Source organism: Bacillus swezeyi, from assembly GCF_030908325.1.
Taxonomy (GTDB): Bacteria; Bacillota; Bacilli; order Bacillales; family Bacillaceae; genus Bacillus; species Bacillus swezeyi.
Genome location: NZ_CP133085.1, coordinates 3,031,739 through 3,050,138 on the forward strand (window position 1 = coordinate 3,031,739; position 18,400 = coordinate 3,050,138).

14 protein-coding genes and 1 pseudogene are annotated in these 18,400 nt (G+C 43.1%); 8 read left to right on the forward strand and 7 right to left on the reverse strand.

The window, feature by feature from the left end:
- Positions 1 to 286 precede the first annotated feature (286 nt).
- Positions 287 to 1,336 (reverse strand): NAD(P)/FAD-dependent oxidoreductase, encoded by a 1,050-nt coding sequence (locus RBH91_RS15005; RefSeq protein ID WP_076762709.1) that lies wholly within the window; start codon positions 1,334 to 1,336, stop codon positions 287 to 289.
- A gap of 371 nt (positions 1,337 to 1,707) precedes the next feature.
- Here RBH91_RS15005 and desE point away from each other — a divergent pair, with 371 nt between their 5' ends.
- The 6 genes from desE (at position 1,708) to RBH91_RS15035 (ending at position 8,155) form a co-directional block, all read left to right on the forward strand.
- Positions 1,708 to 2,766 (forward strand): Delta(5) desaturase DesA, encoded by a 1,059-nt coding sequence (gene desE, locus RBH91_RS15010; RefSeq protein WP_076762710.1) that lies wholly within the window; start codon positions 1,708 to 1,710, stop codon positions 2,764 to 2,766.
- A gap of 124 nt (positions 2,767 to 2,890) precedes the next feature.
- The gene (locus tag RBH91_RS15015) at positions 2,891 to 4,003 is read left to right on the forward strand and encodes a two-component sensor histidine kinase DesK (RefSeq protein WP_307892081.1); all 1,113 of its coding nucleotides are present in this window, start codon (positions 2,891 to 2,893) and stop codon (positions 4,001 to 4,003) included.
- 19 nt (positions 4,004 to 4,022) lie between these two features.
- Complete coding sequence (gene desR, locus RBH91_RS15020) at positions 4,023 to 4,622, forward strand: two-component system response regulator DesR (RefSeq protein WP_006637695.1); 600 nt, start codon at positions 4,023 to 4,025, stop codon at positions 4,620 to 4,622.
- A gap of 725 nt (positions 4,623 to 5,347) precedes the next feature.
- Positions 5,348 to 6,349, forward strand: coding sequence for a helix-turn-helix transcriptional regulator (locus RBH91_RS15025; protein WP_307892083.1), 1,002 nt, complete (start codon positions 5,348 to 5,350; stop codon positions 6,347 to 6,349).
- Between the two features lie 20 nt (positions 6,350 to 6,369).
- Entirely contained in the window at positions 6,370 to 7,164 is a 795-nt protein-coding gene (locus RBH91_RS15030; protein ID WP_307892084.1) for an SDR family NAD(P)-dependent oxidoreductase, read from the forward strand.
- An 823-nt stretch (positions 7,165 to 7,987) separates the two neighbouring features.
- Positions 7,988 to 8,155 carry a hypothetical protein gene (locus RBH91_RS15035; RefSeq protein WP_307892085.1) on the forward strand — a complete coding sequence of 56 codons (168 nt, stop codon included), beginning with the start codon at positions 7,988 to 7,990 and terminating at the stop codon, positions 8,153 to 8,155.
- Between the two features lie 245 nt (positions 8,156 to 8,400).
- On the opposite strand, the gene RBH91_RS15040 is transcribed toward RBH91_RS15035, so the two are convergent.
- From RBH91_RS15040 to rhaB, 6 genes and pseudogenes are all read right to left on the reverse strand, one after another.
- The gene (locus RBH91_RS15040) at positions 8,401 to 9,555 is read right to left on the reverse strand and encodes an iron-containing alcohol dehydrogenase (RefSeq protein ID WP_307892086.1); all 1,155 of its coding nucleotides are present in this window, start codon (positions 9,553 to 9,555) and stop codon (positions 8,401 to 8,403) included.
- 335 nt (positions 9,556 to 9,890) lie between these two features.
- Positions 9,891 to 11,180, reverse strand: coding sequence for an MFS transporter (locus tag RBH91_RS15045; protein WP_307892087.1), 1,290 nt, complete (start codon positions 11,178 to 11,180; stop codon positions 9,891 to 9,893).
- A gap of 73 nt (positions 11,181 to 11,253) precedes the next feature.
- Positions 11,254 to 11,568, reverse strand: coding sequence for an L-rhamnose mutarotase (gene rhaM, locus RBH91_RS15050; protein WP_307892088.1), 315 nt, complete (start codon positions 11,566 to 11,568; stop codon positions 11,254 to 11,256).
- Between the two features lie 27 nt (positions 11,569 to 11,595).
- Positions 11,596 to 12,417 carry a rhamnulose-1-phosphate aldolase gene (gene rhaD, locus RBH91_RS15055; RefSeq protein WP_307892089.1) on the reverse strand — a complete coding sequence of 274 codons (822 nt, stop codon included), beginning with the start codon at positions 12,415 to 12,417 and terminating at the stop codon, positions 11,596 to 11,598.
- Positions 12,418 to 12,432: 15 nt separating this feature from the next.
- A pseudogene (gene rhaA, locus RBH91_RS15060) lies at positions 12,433 to 13,649 on the reverse strand (L-rhamnose isomerase).
- Complete coding sequence (gene rhaB, locus RBH91_RS15065) at positions 13,633 to 15,096, reverse strand: rhamnulokinase (protein WP_307892090.1); 1,464 nt, start codon at positions 15,094 to 15,096, stop codon at positions 13,633 to 13,635. The pseudogene rhaA and the gene rhaB overlap by 17 nt, the downstream one beginning before the upstream one ends.
- Positions 15,097 to 15,272: 176 nt before the next feature.
- Between rhaB and RBH91_RS15070 the strand changes: the two genes are divergently transcribed.
- On the forward strand, positions 15,273 to 15,440 hold the full coding sequence (locus tag RBH91_RS15070) for a hypothetical protein (protein WP_307894834.1): 168 nt from the start codon (positions 15,273 to 15,275) through the stop codon (positions 15,438 to 15,440).
- Between the two features lie 409 nt (positions 15,441 to 15,849).
- On the forward strand, positions 15,850 to 17,874 hold the full coding sequence (gene amyE / locus RBH91_RS15075; protein ID WP_307894768.1) for an alpha-amylase: 2,025 nt from the start codon (positions 15,850 to 15,852) through the stop codon (positions 17,872 to 17,874).
- The last annotated feature ends 526 nt before the right edge of the window (positions 17,875 to 18,400 follow it).

Here is an 18,400-nt window from a genome sequence, read left to right on the forward strand (position 1 = left end):
CTCCTTAAACTTATGGCGGATTCTATGTACTCTTTTATAATTTCAATGTTAAAGGAAAGAAGCAATCAATTAGTAAGCTTCTTCATCCATTATGACTGATCTTATAAAAGACAAAACAATGAAAGAAGTCGAAAACATGGACGCCTTCGGTTTGTCCCGCCCTGCTTAGATTCGATATATGTATAAAAGGTGAAATCAGTTTAAAATTAACAACGGGCGTTCCGCGGTCTGAAATATCAGAGCCGGCGAACGCCCTTTTGACTTACGTTTTGTATTTGAGTCTTACCTACCCAAACATCTTCTTCACAAGCTCGCGGTTGCGCTCTTTGAAAACCTCGTTATGCGATGACACCATCGCGCTCTTGTGCGCTTCAGGATCAATAAAGCGCTTGGCGCTGTTCACCGCGTTTGCTGCATCCTGAAACGCTCCGGCGATCAGGTGCAGTTTGCCTTCGTAATGCAGGATATCTCCCGCCGCATACAGCCCTGGCACCGAAGACTGGCAGTTGGCGGTACCCGCGATAAAATAGTCATCGACCCGGGTAATATCCAGCCGGCTGTTCTCCAGCAGCGATTTGTCGCGTTCATATCCGTGGTTAATAATCACCTCGTCCACAGGCAGCACTGTAACCTCACCGGTTTGAGCGTTCGTCAGCTCCACGCGTTCGATCGCCTCATGATCGTCCGAAGCGATCAGCTTTGTAATCTCGGTATGGAAGAAGCAGCTCACCGAGCTGTTCAGAAGCTGATCCACCTGGGCCTCATGCCCGCTGAGCGCTTCTTTGCGGTAAGCGAGGTAGACCTTCTTCGCTACAGGCTCAAGTTCGTTGGCCCAGTCGACAGCCGAATTGCCGCCGCCTGATACAATAACCGCTTTATCTTTAAAATGCTGCAGTGACTTGACCGTATAATTCAGATTGGACACTTCAAAACGCTCTGCCCCTTCAATCTGAAGCTTTTGCGGATTCAGGATACCGCCGCCCACGGCAACGATGACCGTCTTAGACAGATGCACGCCCGTTGCAGCCGTATGTAATTCAAACAGCCCTTCTTCATTGCGGGCAATTGAGTCCACTTTCTCATTCAGCAGCACTTCGGGATGAAACGTTAATCCCTGCTGCACCATCTGTTCAATCAGCTTGGCTCCCGGAATCGGTGTTTGCCCTCCGATGTCCCAGATCATTTTTTCCGGATAAACGTGAACCTTTCCGCCCAGCATCGGCTGATATTCAATAATCTTTGTTTTCATTCCCCGCAGTCCGCTATAGAACGCGGAATATAACCCAGCCGGCCCTCCGCCGATAACAGTCACATCAAACACTTCATTCCTGCTCATGGCTCTTCACTCCCAGTATATATAGTGCATGGCTTATTAAGTTCATATCGCCATACCGCAAATGATTATCATTATCACTTAGTATACTTTAGACTTCTTCAATTTTACAATCGATTATTGAGAAAAAATTCACCTTTTGGTCATTCCCAATTGCTTGAAAATAAATATCTTAGAGTTCTCTACATTTATTAAATCTGTTAAAGCAAACATCAAAAATCCTTTTCACAAGCTACTTTAGAGCGGCATTTAACGCAAGCCAGACGAGGGTACATGACAAGTGTCATGTATGAAGCATGATGTGTGCTACTACAAAAGGCTTCTCTCATTGGCGTATACTTAACCGAGACCCATTAATGAGAGGATCCTTTACTATGACTGAACAAATCATTGCACATAAACAAAAACAGCTAACAAAACAAGTTGCTGCTTTTGCTCAGGCTGATACCAAAAACAGTCTGATTCAGCTCTTCAATACGTTTATTCCTTTCTTCGGACTGTGGTTTCTTGCATATCTGAGCCTCAATGTCTCCTATCTCCTTACTTTAGGATTAACAGTGATTGCCGCAGGGTTTTTGACTAGAATTTTCATTATTTTTCATGACTGCTGCCATCAATCTTTTTTCAAACAAAAGCGCTATAACCATATTCTCGGTTTTCTGACAGGTGTTCTGACTTTATTTCCTTATCTTCAATGGCAGCACAGCCATTCGATTCACCATGCGACCAGCAGCAACCTGGATAAGCGCGGAACGGGTGATATCTGGCTGTTAACGGTAACCGAATATAAAGCCGCACCTTTGCGAACAAAAATCGCATACAGACTTTACAGAAATCCGTTTATCATGTTTATTCTCGGACCGATTTATGTTTTTCTGATCACAAACCGTTTTAACAAAAAAGGTGCAAGACGGAAGGAACGTGTGAACACATATCTCACGAACCTTGCAATCGTGGCATTGGCTGCTCTATGCTGTCTCATCTTTGGCTGGCAATCGTTTTTGCTTGTACAGGGTCCGATTTTTCTGATCTCCGGTTCTATCGGCGTTTGGCTGTTTTATGTTCAGCATACATTTGAAGATTCTTATTTTGAAGCGGATGAAAACTGGAGCTATGTTCAGGCCGCTGTGGAAGGAAGTTCATTTTATAAACTCCCGAAACTCCTTCAATGGCTCACAGGCAATATCGGATACCATCACGTTCATCATTTGAGTCCAAAGGTGCCTAACTATAAACTAGAAACAGCACATGATCAACACGAACCATTAAAAAACGTCCCGACCATCACTTTAAAAACAAGCCTGCAATCACTTGCATTCCGCCTTTGGGATGAAGAAAAAAAGAAATTTGTGACATTTCGGGACATCAAAACAAAATCTATCCACCTTCCGCCTGATTTAACAGAAAAACAGCAACTGCGGAAGAACGCCTGACGATTAGGGGGTCTTCTTATACAACAAGAAGGCTTCCTTTTTGTTGTGTGAAGATGCAATGACACTCTGGCAATGGTATGGTAAAGTTACGTTTAAGATGAAAAGCTGAAAATGAGGTTATATCATGGTCAAAAAGCATTTTAGATTTCAAAAACTAAGCGGGATCACGCCATATATATGGACGATATTTTTTATCCTCCCCTTCTACTTCATATGGAAATCATCATCTACATTTGTTATCGTCGTCGGCATCATTTTGACACTTTTATTTTTTTCGATATACAGATTTGCTTTTATCTCAAAAGGCTGGGCCGTTTATTTGTGGGCGTTTACTTTAATCGGCATTTCAACCGCCTCGATTATGCTGTTCAGTTATATTTATTTTGCTTTTTTTATCGCATATTTTATAGGAAACATTAGAGAACGCGTTCCTTTTCACATTTTATATTACGTTCATTTAATAAGCGCAGCCGTCGCTGCCAACTTCAGTCTCGTGTTAAAAAAAGAATTCTTTCTGACACAAATTCCTTTTGTCGTCATTACGCTCATCAGCGCGATTTTATTGCCATTCAGTATCAGAAGCCGCAAGGAGCGCGAACGGCTGGAAGAAAAACTCGAGTATGCAAATGAACGGATCGCCAATTTGGTGAAGTTAGAAGAACGGCAGCGGATTGCCCGCGACCTCCACGATACACTTGGACAAAAGCTGTCTCTTATCGGTTTAAAAAGCGACTTGGCGAGAAAATTAATAGACAAAGATCCCGAACAAGCAGCGCGTGAGCTGAAAAGCGTTCAGCAAACTGCGAGAACTTCTTTAAATGAAGTAAGAAAAATCGTATCCTCCATGAAAGGCATCCGGCTCAAAGATGAAATCATAAACATCAAACAAATTCTTGAAGCAGCTGACATTGCGTTTATCTATGAAGATGAGAAATTGCCGGACAACATCTCATTGCTTAATGAAAACATTTTGAGCATGTGCTTAAAGGAAGCTGTCACAAATGTCGTCAAACACAGTCAGGCTAAAACATGCCGTGTTGACATTCAGCAGCTTTGGAAAGAAGTTGTCATTACAGTGGCTGACGATGGAACGTTTCAAGATGAAGAAAATTACTTTTCAAAAGGACATGGCTTACTCGGTATGAGAGAACGGCTTGAATTTGCAAACGGGAGCCTTCACATCGATACCAAAAACGGCACCAAGCTTACTATGACAATCCCTAATAACTCAAAATAAACAAAAAAGGATGGCTTACATGATTCGTATATTTATTGCGGAAGATCAGCAGATGCTGCTGGGCGCTTTAGGATCGCTTCTGAATTTAGAAGATGATATGGAAGTCGTCGGCAAAGGAACAACCGGACAGGATGCCGTTGATTTCACAAAAAAACATCAGCCTGATGTATGCATTATGGATATTGAAATGCCCGGAAAGACGGGGCTTGAAGCTGCTGAGGAATTAAAAGATACAGGCTGCAACATTATCATCTTAACCACTTTTGCCCGCCCTGGCTACTTTCAGCGAGCCATTAAAGCCGGTGTTAAAGGCTATTTGTTAAAGGACAGCCCGAGCGAAGAGCTCGCGAGCGCCATCCGCAGTGTCATGAACGGAAAGCGTATCTACGCACCTGAATTGATGGAGGATATGTACAGTGAGGCCAACCCTCTCACAGATCGAGAAAAAGAAGTGCTCGAACTTGTGGCTGACGGAAAAAACACAAAAGAAATCGCCCAAGAACTCAGCATCAAAAGCGGGACGGTGCGAAATTATATCTCAATGATTCTTGAAAAGCTTGAAGTGAAAAATCGAATAGAAGCCATTACTCGTTCAAAGGAAAAAGGCTGGTTTAAATAAAAAGAGGATCTTGTCATATCTCCCAAGGTCCTCTTTTCTAATCAGCCGCTCCCGACGGCGAAAACAAGCAATATGCCGCCGCCACAAGAATGAGCATGACGACAGCTTCACGTGCTTACAAGGCGTTAAAGACGGGCTTGTATTTTGTTTTGCGCGAACGCAGCTTTCCTACAAGAAGCATGACTCAAAAAGGAAAGAGAACGGTCAAAGATAACCAGCTGTTTATTAATTATTCTTATGATTTGCCATTTAAAAATCGCCTACCTTCTTATAAATCCAACTTATTCCACGAGATTTTCATAAAAACTAAACCACAGGAAACATTTAGCAGGAAAACTTCAACAAATAACTGCTTATTACTTAAATTATTTGGTAGACTTTAACCATTGCTCATTCCACTCTGGTCTTTCTTTTCATTTGAATGTGCAAAGCCGCCAGTTTTGATCTCCAGGATAAAATCCTTTCATCTCTGTTTAAATTGCAAAGTCTCCCCCGCATATTAGAGGTTAATGATAGAATAAAGCGCCGGCTCTAGTGATAGAAGCAGGCTTGGGGTACCATTACCAACAGACTTATTCGACGTAATCGGCAAGTAAAATGTCGCACTTTGCTAGTTACACAGCGCCATTGGATAGGTAAAGTAATAACTGTCCCGCCAACAAGGCAGGACGCAATCACAGCCAAAACTAGCGAATGTGCAGAAAGCTAAAGGAGTGCTCATCTGTATGACATCTCATACTCGTATTAAAATGCCGGCAGGATTTTGGGCAGGATTGCGTCAATTAGGGATTGCCGCCCATGACGTGATTCGAAAAGCACGACTGCCGCTCACTATTATGGCTGAACCAGTTGTCACTACCGCCCAATATTTCGCGATCTGGCAGGCTTATTCCGATCTCATGGATGACATTGCCGAAGGAATCATCAAGCTTACGGCCGCCTTTGAGACAGCACATTACCCACCGGCCGTCTTAGCGACTTACCATGCTCGTGACTACCGTGACGCTCTAAAGCGAATGGCCCGGTACAAACAACTGTGTCCTCCCGAAAGCTTGCGCATCACCGAGGAAGGTGAGCACTGTACAATCGAACTGGAATGGCTGGATAGCGAGCAACCCGGTCCCCCGATGCTGGTTGGTATCACACTGGCATTTCTTCTGGAGCTTGGGCGCCGGGGCACAGGTCAGCCTTTGAAACCAAGGTCAGTCGAATTTTCGCACTCAATGGGTGACGTACAGGCACTTGAAGCTTACTTCGGCTGCCGTATCAGGGTCGGTGCAAATTGTAACCGGTTGACGCTGCATCGAGGAGATCTGGACCGCCCCTTTGTCTCGTACAACGCAGAGTTGCTGGAAATTCTGACTCCTGTACTGGATCAATCGTTGAATGAACAGCAACGCAGCCTCTCAATCACCGAGATGGTCAAGTGGATCATGAAACGCAGCCTAACAGGAGGACGCCCTGACATTCAGACTGTCGCGAGCGAGTTGGGAATGAGCGATCGCACCTTGCAGCGCCGGCTTACTGACGAAGGCACAAGCTTCAAACAGCTGTTGACACAAGTCCGGCATGAGCAGGCGCGAGAGTACTTGGCAGACCCTTCGCTCGATATTAAAGAAGTGGCCTTCCTGATTGGATATGAAGACCAGAATTCATTCTACCGGGCCTTCCGACTTTGGGAAGGTGATACGCCTTCAAATTGGCGTACTGAACATTGTGGACTTTGAATGAAAAGGAGAAATGTATGATGGAGATGGGATTAAACAATAAAACAGCTCTTGTTACCGGATCAACGAAAGGTATAGGTAAAGCAATTGCCATTGAGCTTGCCAAAGAAGGTGTGAATGTACTCATTAATGGCCGAAATGATGAAGATGTAGAACGAACAGTAAATGAAATCAAATCAGATTTCCCGGCTACCTCTCCTCAAAATGCTGCAGCCGATATTGTCGATATTGAACAAAGAGAAGCTTTATTTGAAAGATACCCCAATATAGATATTTTAGTTAACAATATGGGGATTTATGAAATCATGCAGTATGAGGACATTGACGATGAAGTCTGGGAAAAATACTTCCGTACGAATGTTCTTACCGCAAATGGTTTATCTAAATTTTATTTACCTAAAATGTTGAAAAATAATGATGGCCGTATTATCTTCATTGCGAGTGAAGAAGCCATTATGCCTTCAGGACAAATGCCTCAGTATTGTATGACAAAATCAATGCTATTATCATTGTCAAAAAGCCTATCTAAATTAACAATAGGAACAGAAGTTACAGTCAATACGATCATGCCGGGACCGACACTCTCTGAACATGTGCAACAAATCATTGAGGGTATGTACCCTAATGAAGAGATGACGTTTTCAGAAAAAGAGAAAGAATTTATGGCTGCAAACCTGCCTCAATCTGAAATACAGCGATTTATCCAGCCTATTGAAATAGGCAGACTAGCTGCATTTGTGTGTAGTCCTTATGCATCCTCATTTAAAGGTTCTCCAATCCGAATGGATGGGGGAATGGTACCGACTGTTTTTTAACATTTTTCTATTCTAAATATTATGTTTGGATTAACCATGACCCTGGAAATAAATAATGAAAAGTTTTGCAGCTCCTGAATGGGAGCTTTTTTATACAATGGATCAATTAGAAAGAGACTGGCAGATTACAGCCCTTTTTCCCTAAGCATTAACACACTTGCGCTGACATATTAAAATACTAATTTAAACACAAAGAAAATAATTAAAGTTGTGACGATTTGGCTCCATATAAATAACACATACACATTACGAATTTGCTTATCCTTATAAAATTCACTTCGCTTACGAAAACTCACTTGATTTTTCTCTTCGAAATGTTTAATAACTAAATACTCAGTAGCAAAACAAGTGAAATTGGCGAGAAATAAGAAAATTAACGTTAAATACAATCCATTCTCTTCGCCTATGAATGCTCGCGAAAATGATAAGATTGTCAATCCAAGAAAAATATACGAAAAGTAGAATTTTCTCAAATAACTCATGATCCCTCAACCCTTTATTAAAATTTACACATGACTAGCATAATGTGCTTCCTAAATAATATAATGAATGTTTTTCCATGTTAAGGGATGTACTGATATGTGTCATCCTTTTGATACCAATTGACTTCCCCATGTGTAAAACTTTTTGTTTTATCGCCATCTATTTGGCTTCAAGCAAAAACGGATAACCTCTAAGTGCTAACAAATCGGAAAACGAAGATTTCATTAACACCATCGTCAGGCGTCAGAAAAAAAGAAATCCTTGTCGGCCGCTTCGGCCTTGATTTAAAGATAGAAAAAACATCGTGAAATGACGAAGGAGCTGGGGATTTCGCGGAGCTATGTGTCCCGGACCTGAGAAGCTGCTGCTGAAGATGTTTCATGAGTTTTATCGGACTGAGAAGGAAGGAGCCGGAAAAAAACTTCTGGACCCTTCCCCCGGTTTAGACGTATCAATCGTTACCGCTTATCTTGAAGTAGAACAAGCACAGAATCTCGTCCAGTTTTAGAATCAATTTTAGCATTCATTCCTGTTTTTCCATTTGAACCAGCGGCCCGGCTGTTTCATCCCGTCACATTGCACAGCCACTTGGCGCAGTGACAACCTTTTATGGCGCAAAACCTTTAACGAATAAATCTAACGAGACAGGCTTTCGGTTACATACCAACGGCAGAAGGCTGCCTCCATCTAGCATGTGTGGGAGATCTGCATGGTCATAAATTATGCCATTAGCGCCTTAATATCTGATCATGATCATAGAATTTGTTCAAGCATTTTGATCGTTTCTTCTTTCGTTGGCATAAACGGATTTCCCGGCGCGCATGCATCGAGCAGACTGTTTTCCGCCAGTTTATCCAAATCAACATCTGTCAATCCAATTTCGGACAGTGTTTTAGGGATGCCGACTTCCTCGGATAAGCGTTCAATTTGCATAATGACATATTCCGCACACTCCGCATCGTTAAGTTCTTTCACGTCTGCTCCAATTGTTTTAGCTATTTTCCGAAATTTTTGCGGGACATATTTGGCATTCTCTCTTTCAACGATCGGCAAAAGCATTGCGTTGCAGACGCCATGCGGCATGTTATAGACTCCGCCCAACTGGTGAGCCATGGAATGGACAAAGCCTAATCCTGCGTTATTAAACGCCAGGCCGGCAAGGAAAATAGCATGCACCATCTGTTCACGCGCTTCTATGTCCTGACCGTTCTTCACGGCGCGGGGCAGATATTCGAAAATCAACTCAACAGCTCCCAGCGCCAGCGTTTCGGTTACCGCATAGCTGCCAGGTGTAACAATCGATTCGATTGCATGGGTCAGCGCGTCCATTCCTGTCGCCGCAGTCAGCTCTTTTGGCTTATTGATCATAAGTGTTGGATCATTAACCGACAACTGAACCAAGCTGTTTTTGTCGACCATGACCATCTTAACCTGTCGTTCTTCATCTGTAATGACATAATTAATCGTTAATTCACTCGAAGTGCCGGCAGTCGTATTAACCGCGATGACCGGAAAAGAACGGTGGATCGATTTATGCACCCCCTCATAATCGCGGATATGTCCTCCGTTTGTTTTGATAATACCGATCGCTTTCGCACAGTCCTGAGGAGAACCGCCGCCAATCGACAAAATCACGTCACTGCCCGACTCATTGAGCAGTTCAAGGCCGCGATGCACGATAGCGCTTGTCGGATTCGGCTGCACTTCATCAAACAGGCTGCAGGAGACATTGATGCCGTCCAGAACATCCAGCACCTTTTGCACAATTCCCGTTTTCACCAACACTTTGTCCGTAACGACAAATGCTTTTTTATACCCAGCTGCCTGAACGAAATCACCCATTTCATGCAGACATCCTTGACCTATTAAATTGACGGATGGAACATAGAATGTTTTACTTGTCGTCATTTTTATCGACCTTTCTGGTTTTTTATTGACTTGCGGCTTTTTAAACCATAAATCGCAATTTACAACGAGAAAACAAGCCATAAGTCTTTTCTAGCAACTTCAACATAGCGAAGTATTAGAGACAACATCTTGACACCAATCACAACTATTTGTTACAGCGCCGACCGTTTTGGATTTGTCTAAACATGTGGGAAAACATCTCGATGAATGGTGTCGGTGACATTTTGAAGTAAGGTCTCCGGATTTCATCGAATACAGATGCTTTCGGCCACTTGGTTTATCCATCTATAAACACTACTAGCCTGAACCCTATTAACCTACCAGAACAATATTGTTCAGTTTCCGATACCGGCATCCGTTCCATAGCGTTCCTGTTGAATGTTCTCCAACGATTTTCCACGTGTTTCAGGCGCCAGAAGTACCCCGATGATGACATGCAGAACCAGAAAACCAATCATAATCAGTCCGGAAGTTTTGAAGCCCAGTTGCGAAATCATAACCGGAACGACGAGAGAAATCAGGCCCACGCCGATGCGGACGAGGAAAAACATGAAGCCTTGCGCTTTGGCGCGATAGCGGGTATGAAATAATTCACTAGACCACAAGCCGTAAAAAGCTTGCGCTCCGAAGCCGGCTGCCACACCCCAAAGGAAGACAAACAGCCAAAGTTCTGTTATGCCCATGCCGCCGAATACAAGCACAGCCCAAGCTGCTATCCCCATGATCGCTCCGACCGAGAACAGAAATTTCCGATTTACTTTGTCACCCAACTTGATAAAAACAATGTATGTTGACAGTACCGTAAATATCCAGAGAGTTCCCTGCAGCAAGTTTGCCTGCGCTGCGGAAAGCCCCCCGACAGTTTCATAAATAAACGGCATGAAATATCCCATTGTTCCTGCGACCAGGTTCCAGAAAAAGTAGATTCCTACAAGCAAGACGAGCGCTTTCAAGTTTGCTTTAACCGTAAACAGCTCTTTGATGCCGCTTGACTCCACATTGCCTTTTAATTTACCTGCTTGTTCACGCTCTTTTTCTTCTGTCCATATCTTAGACTCATTGATTTGCTGTTGCATGATCCAAGTGATTAAAGCGATTACAAATAGTAATAAGAAAATGATACGGCTGCCCAGCAGATTGAGCGGAGCAAGAAACACGGACAGAAACAGCGCAATTGCCGGTCCTACTGACCATGCTAATTGTCCCCATCCTACACGTGCTGCCCTTTCCCCGTCAGGAGCTTCCTCCGCAATATAAGTCCATGCCGCCGGAATACCCGCACCAACGGCAATACCTGTAATGATATAACCAATTAGAAGCATCGGGAAATTAACTGAACATGCAATGAGCAAAACACCCAGCATATAGACAATCAGATCGTACTTGTAAATGAATTTCCGACCGTATTTGTCTACCAGCGCCCCGCCAATCAATGCTCCGACCGCCGCACCAAATCCGTTGGCACTGAGGGCTCCAAGGAGGCCTACTTTATAATCGGACAAATGCAAGTAATTGACCCATAACGACAGGCCGCCAGCTCCAGCCACAATCGAACCGGCTTCCAAAAAATTCGACATAGCGACAGTGATCGTTGATTTCAAACTGCCTTTCGATGAATCGGACATGATTCTTTCCCCTTTCAGGAATAACTGTTATTCGCAGAGGTGTGTTCACGAAAGCGGGAACACGGAAAAGAAATTACCGCAAATAAAATACCTGTTTTAAGTCTGTCGATACCGGGCTGTTGTCCACATTCGTCTTCATTAACGGCGCCATGTAATCCCACCATTTACGGCAGATTGCCGTATCAGACATTTGCGTCCATTTGTCTTTGTCCTCAATTTCCAAGTAAGCAAACAGCTGGCCGGACTGTTCGTCCAGAAAGATACTGTAGTTCTGTGCGCCATGAGCCTTCAGTTCCTTCTTCATTTCAGGCCACAATTCATCATGACGCTTCGCATATTCCTCATAATGTTCCGGAAAAAGATACATGATACTCGCTACGCGGATCAAACGGCATTCCTCCTGTCAGAATATGAATTAAACATGTAATACTCCAGCGCGGGGCGTCACTTGAAATGCGTCCGCCAAGTCCTGAAGCTGGCGGTCTGTAATTGTTTGTTTAATACCGCCCTGTGAGCAAACGGCTGTATATACCTCGGCTCCTTTTTCAGCGGTCTCGATTAAACCGAACGTATCGTCCATTGTCGGTCCTGCCCCGAAGATACCGTGATGAGGCCATAAAACAATGCGCATATCGGCCATTTTCTCGGCGGTTGCCTTACCGATCGAATCCGTACCAGGCACCATCCAAGGAATGATTCCGACACCTTCCGGAAACACAACCAAGCATTCCGTGCACATTTGCCACAACGTGCGTGTAAACTCTACTTCATCAAGATCATGCGTAAATGTCATCGCAATCAAATGGGTTGCATGACAATGAATTATTACACGGTGAGTTGGGTCAACAGATAAACGCTTCGCATGGTTCATCAAGTGAGTTGGAAGCTCGCTTGTTGCCAGTCCGCCGTCTTCAAAACCCCACAATAGTTCGTAAGCGCGGCCATCTTTGGCAATACGGATGATGCCGAGATTCAGGGCAGGCGCATCAATCACGTTTTTAAAGTACTTTCCTGACCCGGTTACGATAAAATAACGTCCAGCAAGAGCGGAAGCGTCAAAATTCATTGGAACTACCCGTCTCACACTGTTCAGATCGAGATATGGAGCCAGTTCTTCTTCGTTCAGCAAATAACTGATGTTTCCCCCATTTCGTTCATCCCATCCCAAACGGTACAAGTTAGAGGTGGTTTTCGTCATTTCTTTCATAAATGGTGCAGTTAAAATATCCAGCATCATAATCTAACTCCTCCTTCAAATTGCTCTATGTTTCAATACACTTTCTTCGTACTGTTTAACTTCCTGCAGCCATTGCTCACGGACTGACAAACCTTGCTGCTCACAACGGATACATTTTCAATTCTTCACGCAGCGCGAGACGCGACGTATAATCACCCGCAAGTTCCATCTGCTTCAACTGATCGGTCGGTTCAAGCATAGAGCGCAGCAACGCTTTTTGCATGTTCCGTGTTCCGATAACCCATGCGGCAATCCGGTTAATGCTTGCGTCAGAAAAGTCAAGGCCGATCGCCGTCTTGGGCAGCAGATCATGTGTGATCAGTTCACGTGCGATTTCAAGCAGCTCGTCATCGAGCGTAACAACATGGTCGCTGTCCCAGCGTACAGGACGGCTCACATGCAGCAGCATGCCGTTAGCGAATATAGACAAGGCAGAAAGTTTGTTGGATACAACCTCTGTTGGGTGGAAGTGTCCGGCATCTAGGCAGATCAACTTGTTACGGGTTAAACCATATCCCATATAAAATTCATGTGAACCAACCACATAGCTTTCGGAACCGATCCCGAACAGCTTGCTTTCTATAGCATCCAGATTATAGCGTTCATCAATTTTTCCAGCGAAAACTTTATCCAGTGCCGCTTCAAGCCGCTTCCGAGGCCCTAAACGGTCTACCGGGACATCCTTGAATCCGTCAGGAATCCAGACGTTTGTAATACATGTTTGCCCCGTTTCTTTTCCGAAGTATTCCCCTACTTTTCTGGCCCGTTTGCAGTGTTCAATTCAGAATGAACGAATGTCCGAATTCGGATGGCTAATGTAAACCCGTCGGCCGATTTCGGATGTGAAAAACATGTTGGATTAAAGTCCAGTCCCAATCCCAGTTCTTTTGCCCAAGATACCCATTTTTCAAAATGGCGGGGTTCCGATTTCATGAAGATCAACTTTTTCTTCTGTATCCATGTAAATCGCATGCAGATTCAGCTTATGCTTTCCGGGAATAAGCGAGAATGCTTTTTCCAGATCCTGACGCAGCTCTTCCGGAGTGGTCGCCACCCCTGGATAGTTACCTGTGACAGAGATCCCGCCGGTCAATTCTTGATCTTGATTCATAAAACCGCGTACATCATCACCTTGATCCGCTAATTTCTTAATCACTTCCTCTGTTTCGATTGACATGAGACGCATACAACTCTTTTACCTGCTGGTAATTTTGCTTAATTAACGTACTCATCATTTGTTACCTCCTTAAATTGTTTTATCAGTTTTTCGCGATCCAGAGTCTGCGGCTCAAACTTGTTAATTTCAAATGAACTCCGGATGAGCCGTCTGGCTTCCTCGATTGACGCCACCTCTCCAGCCGCCATCATCTGCACCAGTACGTTGCCAATCGCCGTTGCCTCCGTAGGTCCGGCATATACGGTTTTTCCACTTACATCGGCGGTCAACTGATTGAGATAAGCGTTATTTGCTCCGCCCCCGACAATATGAAGGCTTTCAATGGATTGGCCTGTCAGCTCAGTAAGCTTGTTCATCGCAATGGCATAAATAATCGCTAAATTCGAGTAAACACATCCCGCAAGCTCACCTGCTGTTTTTGGAATCTTCTGATTTGTGCTCACGCAGTATGCTTGTATTTCAGCCACCATATTGTGTGGATTCAAAAAGCGGTCTTCATTGAAATTAACAAATTGCTGAAATGGCTTTTCCTTTTTGGCTTCAACAACGAATCTAGCAAAATTGTAATCTTGCGGCAGTATTCTCCGAATTTCTTGCATCACCCACATACCGATGATATTTTTGAGAAAACGCGTCGTCTTGTTCATTCCGGCTTCGTTCGTAAAAGCTTCCTTGAAAGCCGCTTCGGTTACAATTGGATGTGCCGATTCAATCCCGATCAAAGACCAGGTGCCACTGCTAAGGAAAGCCCAATTGTTTCCTTCTCCGGGCGTACCGACAACGGCCGATGCCGTATCGTGGGAAGCTACAGTATACACATCACAATCGGGAAGGTCGTAAGAAGGAAACAAGGTTGGATCCAGCTTGCCGATGAAAGTGCCTGGTTCCACAATCTCGGGAAACTGATCGGGCTTTAAGCCAATAACCTTTAACAGTTCCTCGTCATATGTGCGTGTTTGCAAATTAAAGAGTTGCGTTGTCGAGGCGTTTGTTACCTCCTGAACAGCTTTTCCGGTAAGCCGGTAATTCAGATAGTCAGGAATTAAAAGAATTTGCTTGGTTTGTGCCAGCTTATCTTTTTCTTCTTCATACAATTGATACAACGTGTTGAATTGGAGAAACTGGATGCCTGTCTTGCGGTAAATTTCTTCCTGCGGAATTTTGCTGAATACCTTTCCCATCGTTTCCGCCGTACGTGAATCCCGATAAGAAAACGCTTCCTGCAAGTGCTTTCCATCATCGCCAAGAAGGAGATAATCAACTGCCCAAGTATCAATCCCTACCATACAACTGTTATGCCCGTGAGATTTCACAATCGCCAGTCCTTTAATGGTCTCCGTTAACAAGTGGTCTATGTCCCAAACACATTTTCCATGGTGGTTGGTGAAGCCATTGGCAAACCTGTGAACTTCTTGCAGCTGCAGTTTTCCCTCCTCCATGCTGGAGAGTATGAGTCGTCCGCTGGAAGCGCCTATATCAACAGAGACGTATACTTGATTCATTTCGCTTTCACCTTGCCTTTCACATCTTGAGGAATGTGTATTGAAACCTGCAAGTCTAGATTAATCCTAAAACAAAAATAAATCAACACTAATAACTTTGTTTCGTTTGTATTTTATGTGTATTTTTTTGTTTGACAAAAAAAGAACAGTGTCATGCAGTCTAAAAGTACATAACTATGTTCACTCAGCCTCACCAATGTCCTCAAATCGGAAACGAAGACGTCATCGACTCCTCAGACCGTAGTGAAAAAGGAGTCATCGCCGGCCGCTTCGGCCTTGATTTGAAGAAAGAAAAAACGCAGCGCGAAATTGCAATTGGGGTCTCTTTTGGACATAACTCTTGAGGCGGTTTGACCAGCTCCTTTTTCCCCCGTATTCCGCACAAACTTTCGCAGCACGCGGTGCCATTGCTAATCATTCTTCTGATTTGCTGAACAAATATTGTGGATGTTTTTTTGCTTTCGTCAAATCTTTCAAAAACCCTCCCATCCGAACTGGTTCGCGATGCCGGGTTGCTGGATCAATCCTCTGGGTGTTTGAATGAAGATAAGAGAATGATTGCTTGGAATCACTCTATCAAGTTGTATTAATAGATATCATGTGATAACTTAAAATGTAAGCGCTTAACTAAAATTATCCAGTCTTCACAAGAGTTTGAAAGGAGGAAAGGGAAGAATTGAGTACGAGGGATTTTTGACCGCCAGAAAGTCTTTAAAAATGAAAAAAGAAACAAGGAGTGTTTGAATGTTCGGAATGTTTAAAAAACTATTAAATACCTCTTTACTTCCGATTTTCGCTGGATTATTGTTATTGTTTCATTTGATTTTAGGAGGACCCGCGGCAGCCAATGCCGGGGCAACGAACAAATCTGATGAGTATACTGCGCCATCAATAGAAAGCGGAACCATTCTGCATGCTTGGAATTGGTCGTTTAACACTTTAAAAAATCATATGAAAGATATTCATGATGCGGGATATACAGCGATTCAGACGTCTCCGGTAAACCAAGTGAAGGAAGGAAATAATGGGGATAAAGGAATGGCGAACTGGTACTGGCTCTATCAGCCGACCTCTTATCAAATTGGCAACAGTTACTTAGGGACTGAAAAAGAATTTAAAGAAATGTGTGCCGCGGCTGAAGAATATGGTGTGAAGGTCATTGTTGACGCAGTCATAAATCACACAACAAGTGACTATGCTGCGATTTCGAGTGAAATTAAGAGTATTCCAAATTGGACCCATGGAAATACACAAATTAAAAACTGGTCCGATCGAAAAGATGTTACACAGAATTCATTGCTGGGGCTGTACGACTGGAATACACAGAATACACAAGCACAGTCATATCTAAAACATTTCTTAGAGAGAGTATTGAATGATGGTGCCGCCGGGTTTAGGTATGACGCGGCCAAACATATAGAGCTTCCGGATGATGGTGATCACGGCAGTGATTTTTGGCCGAATATGACAGATACATCTGCAGAGTTTCAATATGGAGAAATATTACAAGACAGTGCCTCCAGGGACGCTGCATATGCGAATTATATGAATGTAACAGCATCTAACTATGGGCATACCATAAGGTCTGCTTTAAAGAATCGTAATTTTAGTACATCGAATATCTCCAATTATGCATCAGATGTGCCTGCAGATGATCTGGTCACATGGGTGGAATCACATGATACGTATGCCAATGATGATGAACAATCAACATGGATGAGCGATGATGATATTCGCTTGGGCTGGGCGGTTATTGCTTCTCGTTCAGGGAGTACACCTCTCTTTTTCTCCAGACCTGAGGGCGGCGGAAATGGCGTAAGATTCCCTGGAAAAAGTCAAATAGGTGATCGCGGGAGTGCCTTGTTTAAAGATCAAGCCATCACAGCGGTCAATAAATTTCATAATGTAATGACTGGAAAGCCTGAGAAACTCTCTAACCCGAATGGAAACAACCAGATATTCATGAATGAGCGCGGATCTGAAGGCGTAGTTTTAGCGAATGTAGGTTCATCATCGGTTTCTATCCATACTTCAACAGATTTACCTGATGGTGATTATGATAATAAAGCCGGGGATGGTTCGTTTAAAGTAACGAATGGTAACCTTACAGGTACGATCGGCAGCAGAGCTGTGGTCGTTCTTTATCCTGACGATATCGCAAATGCACCTAATGTCTTCATCGAGAACTATAAAACAGGTGTGACACATTCTTTTTATGATGATCAACTGACGATCACTCTGCGTGCAGATGCTAAAACAACAAAAGCTGCTTATCAAATAAATAATGGTGATGAGGCAGAGTTTAAGGATGGAGATCGATTAACCCTTGGAAAAGGAGAACCATTTGACACAACATACAAGGTCACTTTAACAGGAACGAACAGTAATGGAGTAAGCAGGACAAATGAATACACTTTTGTTAAAAGAGACCCATCTTCCGTAAAAACAATTGGCTATCAAAATCCAAATAATTGGGGCCAAGTAAATGCATATATATATAAGGAAAATGGAGGTCAGGCAATAGAATTGACCGGATCTTGGCCGGGAAAAGCAATGACTAAGAATGCAGATGGAATTTACACTTTGACGTTACCAGCTGATACTGATACAACCGGCGCCAAAGTGATTTTTAACAATGGCAGCACCCAAGTACCCGGAATTAATCAGCCCGGATTTGAGTATGTGCAAAATGGTTTATATCATGACTCTGGCTTAACGGGTTATCTGCCTAATTCAGGTCGGACATTCGTAAACATTAATATCAATCAGCCTAAGTGAAGAATCGCTTACTTTATCTGATGGAGCAGGCCAAGCGGCCTGTTCTTTCCTGTATTATAGTCCATTTTTAAACTGTAATAGAACTTTCCGCAGTTTATCCAATAGGAAAAAAATAAAATAGAATAGAAAAAAATTGAACAACAAATTAAATACTTGAAAACCAAATAACCAATCTCCGGAATAACCAAACCATTCAGCTGGATAACCAAAAAAATAATGAGTCTCAGAAAATTCATTATCTGTTCGAAGTCCTATTCCAGGAATAAGAGATAAGCTAACAATTGTAATCAAGCTTAGAAGAGAATATACTTTCTTTCTCGCTGGTTTCATATTATTTCCTTTTATGTAAATTTATATAGAATTAGATCATTTTATATAACATTATAACATACGTTACAATAATATATAAAAGAACCGTATTATAAAAAAGCAGGAATTTAGTAGCAGACTTATCAATGGCTTTAATTCATTTAATATTAAAGCATTCACACAGATCAAACAGATTCGGAAACTATAAACAAATTTG

Bases quoted from the DNA above. Each gene is read 5' to 3' on its own strand.
- RBH91_RS15005 (WP_076762709.1), bottom strand. From the start codon at position 1,336: ATGAGCAGGAATGAAGTGTTTGATGTGACTGTTATCGGCGGAGGGCCG.
- desE (WP_076762710.1), top strand. From the start codon at position 1,708: ATGACTGAACAAATCATTGCACATAAACAAAAACAGCTAACAAAACAA.
- RBH91_RS15015 (WP_307892081.1), top strand. From the start codon at position 2,891: ATGGTCAAAAAGCATTTTAGATTTCAAAAACTAAGCGGGATCACGCCA.
- desR (WP_006637695.1), top strand. From the start codon at position 4,023: ATGATTCGTATATTTATTGCGGAAGATCAGCAGATGCTGCTGGGCGCT.
- RBH91_RS15025 (WP_307892083.1), top strand. From the start codon at position 5,348: ATGACATCTCATACTCGTATTAAAATGCCGGCAGGATTTTGGGCAGGA.
- RBH91_RS15030 (WP_307892084.1), top strand. From the start codon at position 6,370: ATGGAGATGGGATTAAACAATAAAACAGCTCTTGTTACCGGATCAACG.
- RBH91_RS15035 (WP_307892085.1), top strand. From the start codon at position 7,988: ATGTGTCCCGGACCTGAGAAGCTGCTGCTGAAGATGTTTCATGAGTTT.
- RBH91_RS15040 (WP_307892086.1), bottom strand. From the start codon at position 9,555: ATGACGACAAGTAAAACATTCTATGTTCCATCCGTCAATTTAATAGGT.
- RBH91_RS15045 (WP_307892087.1), bottom strand. From the start codon at position 11,180: ATGTCCGATTCATCGAAAGGCAGTTTGAAATCAACGATCACTGTCGCT.
- rhaD (WP_307892089.1), bottom strand. From the start codon at position 12,417: ATGATGCTGGATATTTTAACTGCACCATTTATGAAAGAAATGACGAAA.
- rhaB (WP_307892090.1), bottom strand. From the start codon at position 15,096: ATGAATCAAGTATACGTCTCTGTTGATATAGGCGCTTCCAGCGGACGA.
- RBH91_RS15070 (WP_307894834.1), top strand. From the start codon at position 15,273: ATGTTCACTCAGCCTCACCAATGTCCTCAAATCGGAAACGAAGACGTC.
- amyE (WP_307894768.1), top strand. From the start codon at position 15,850: ATGTTTAAAAAACTATTAAATACCTCTTTACTTCCGATTTTCGCTGGA.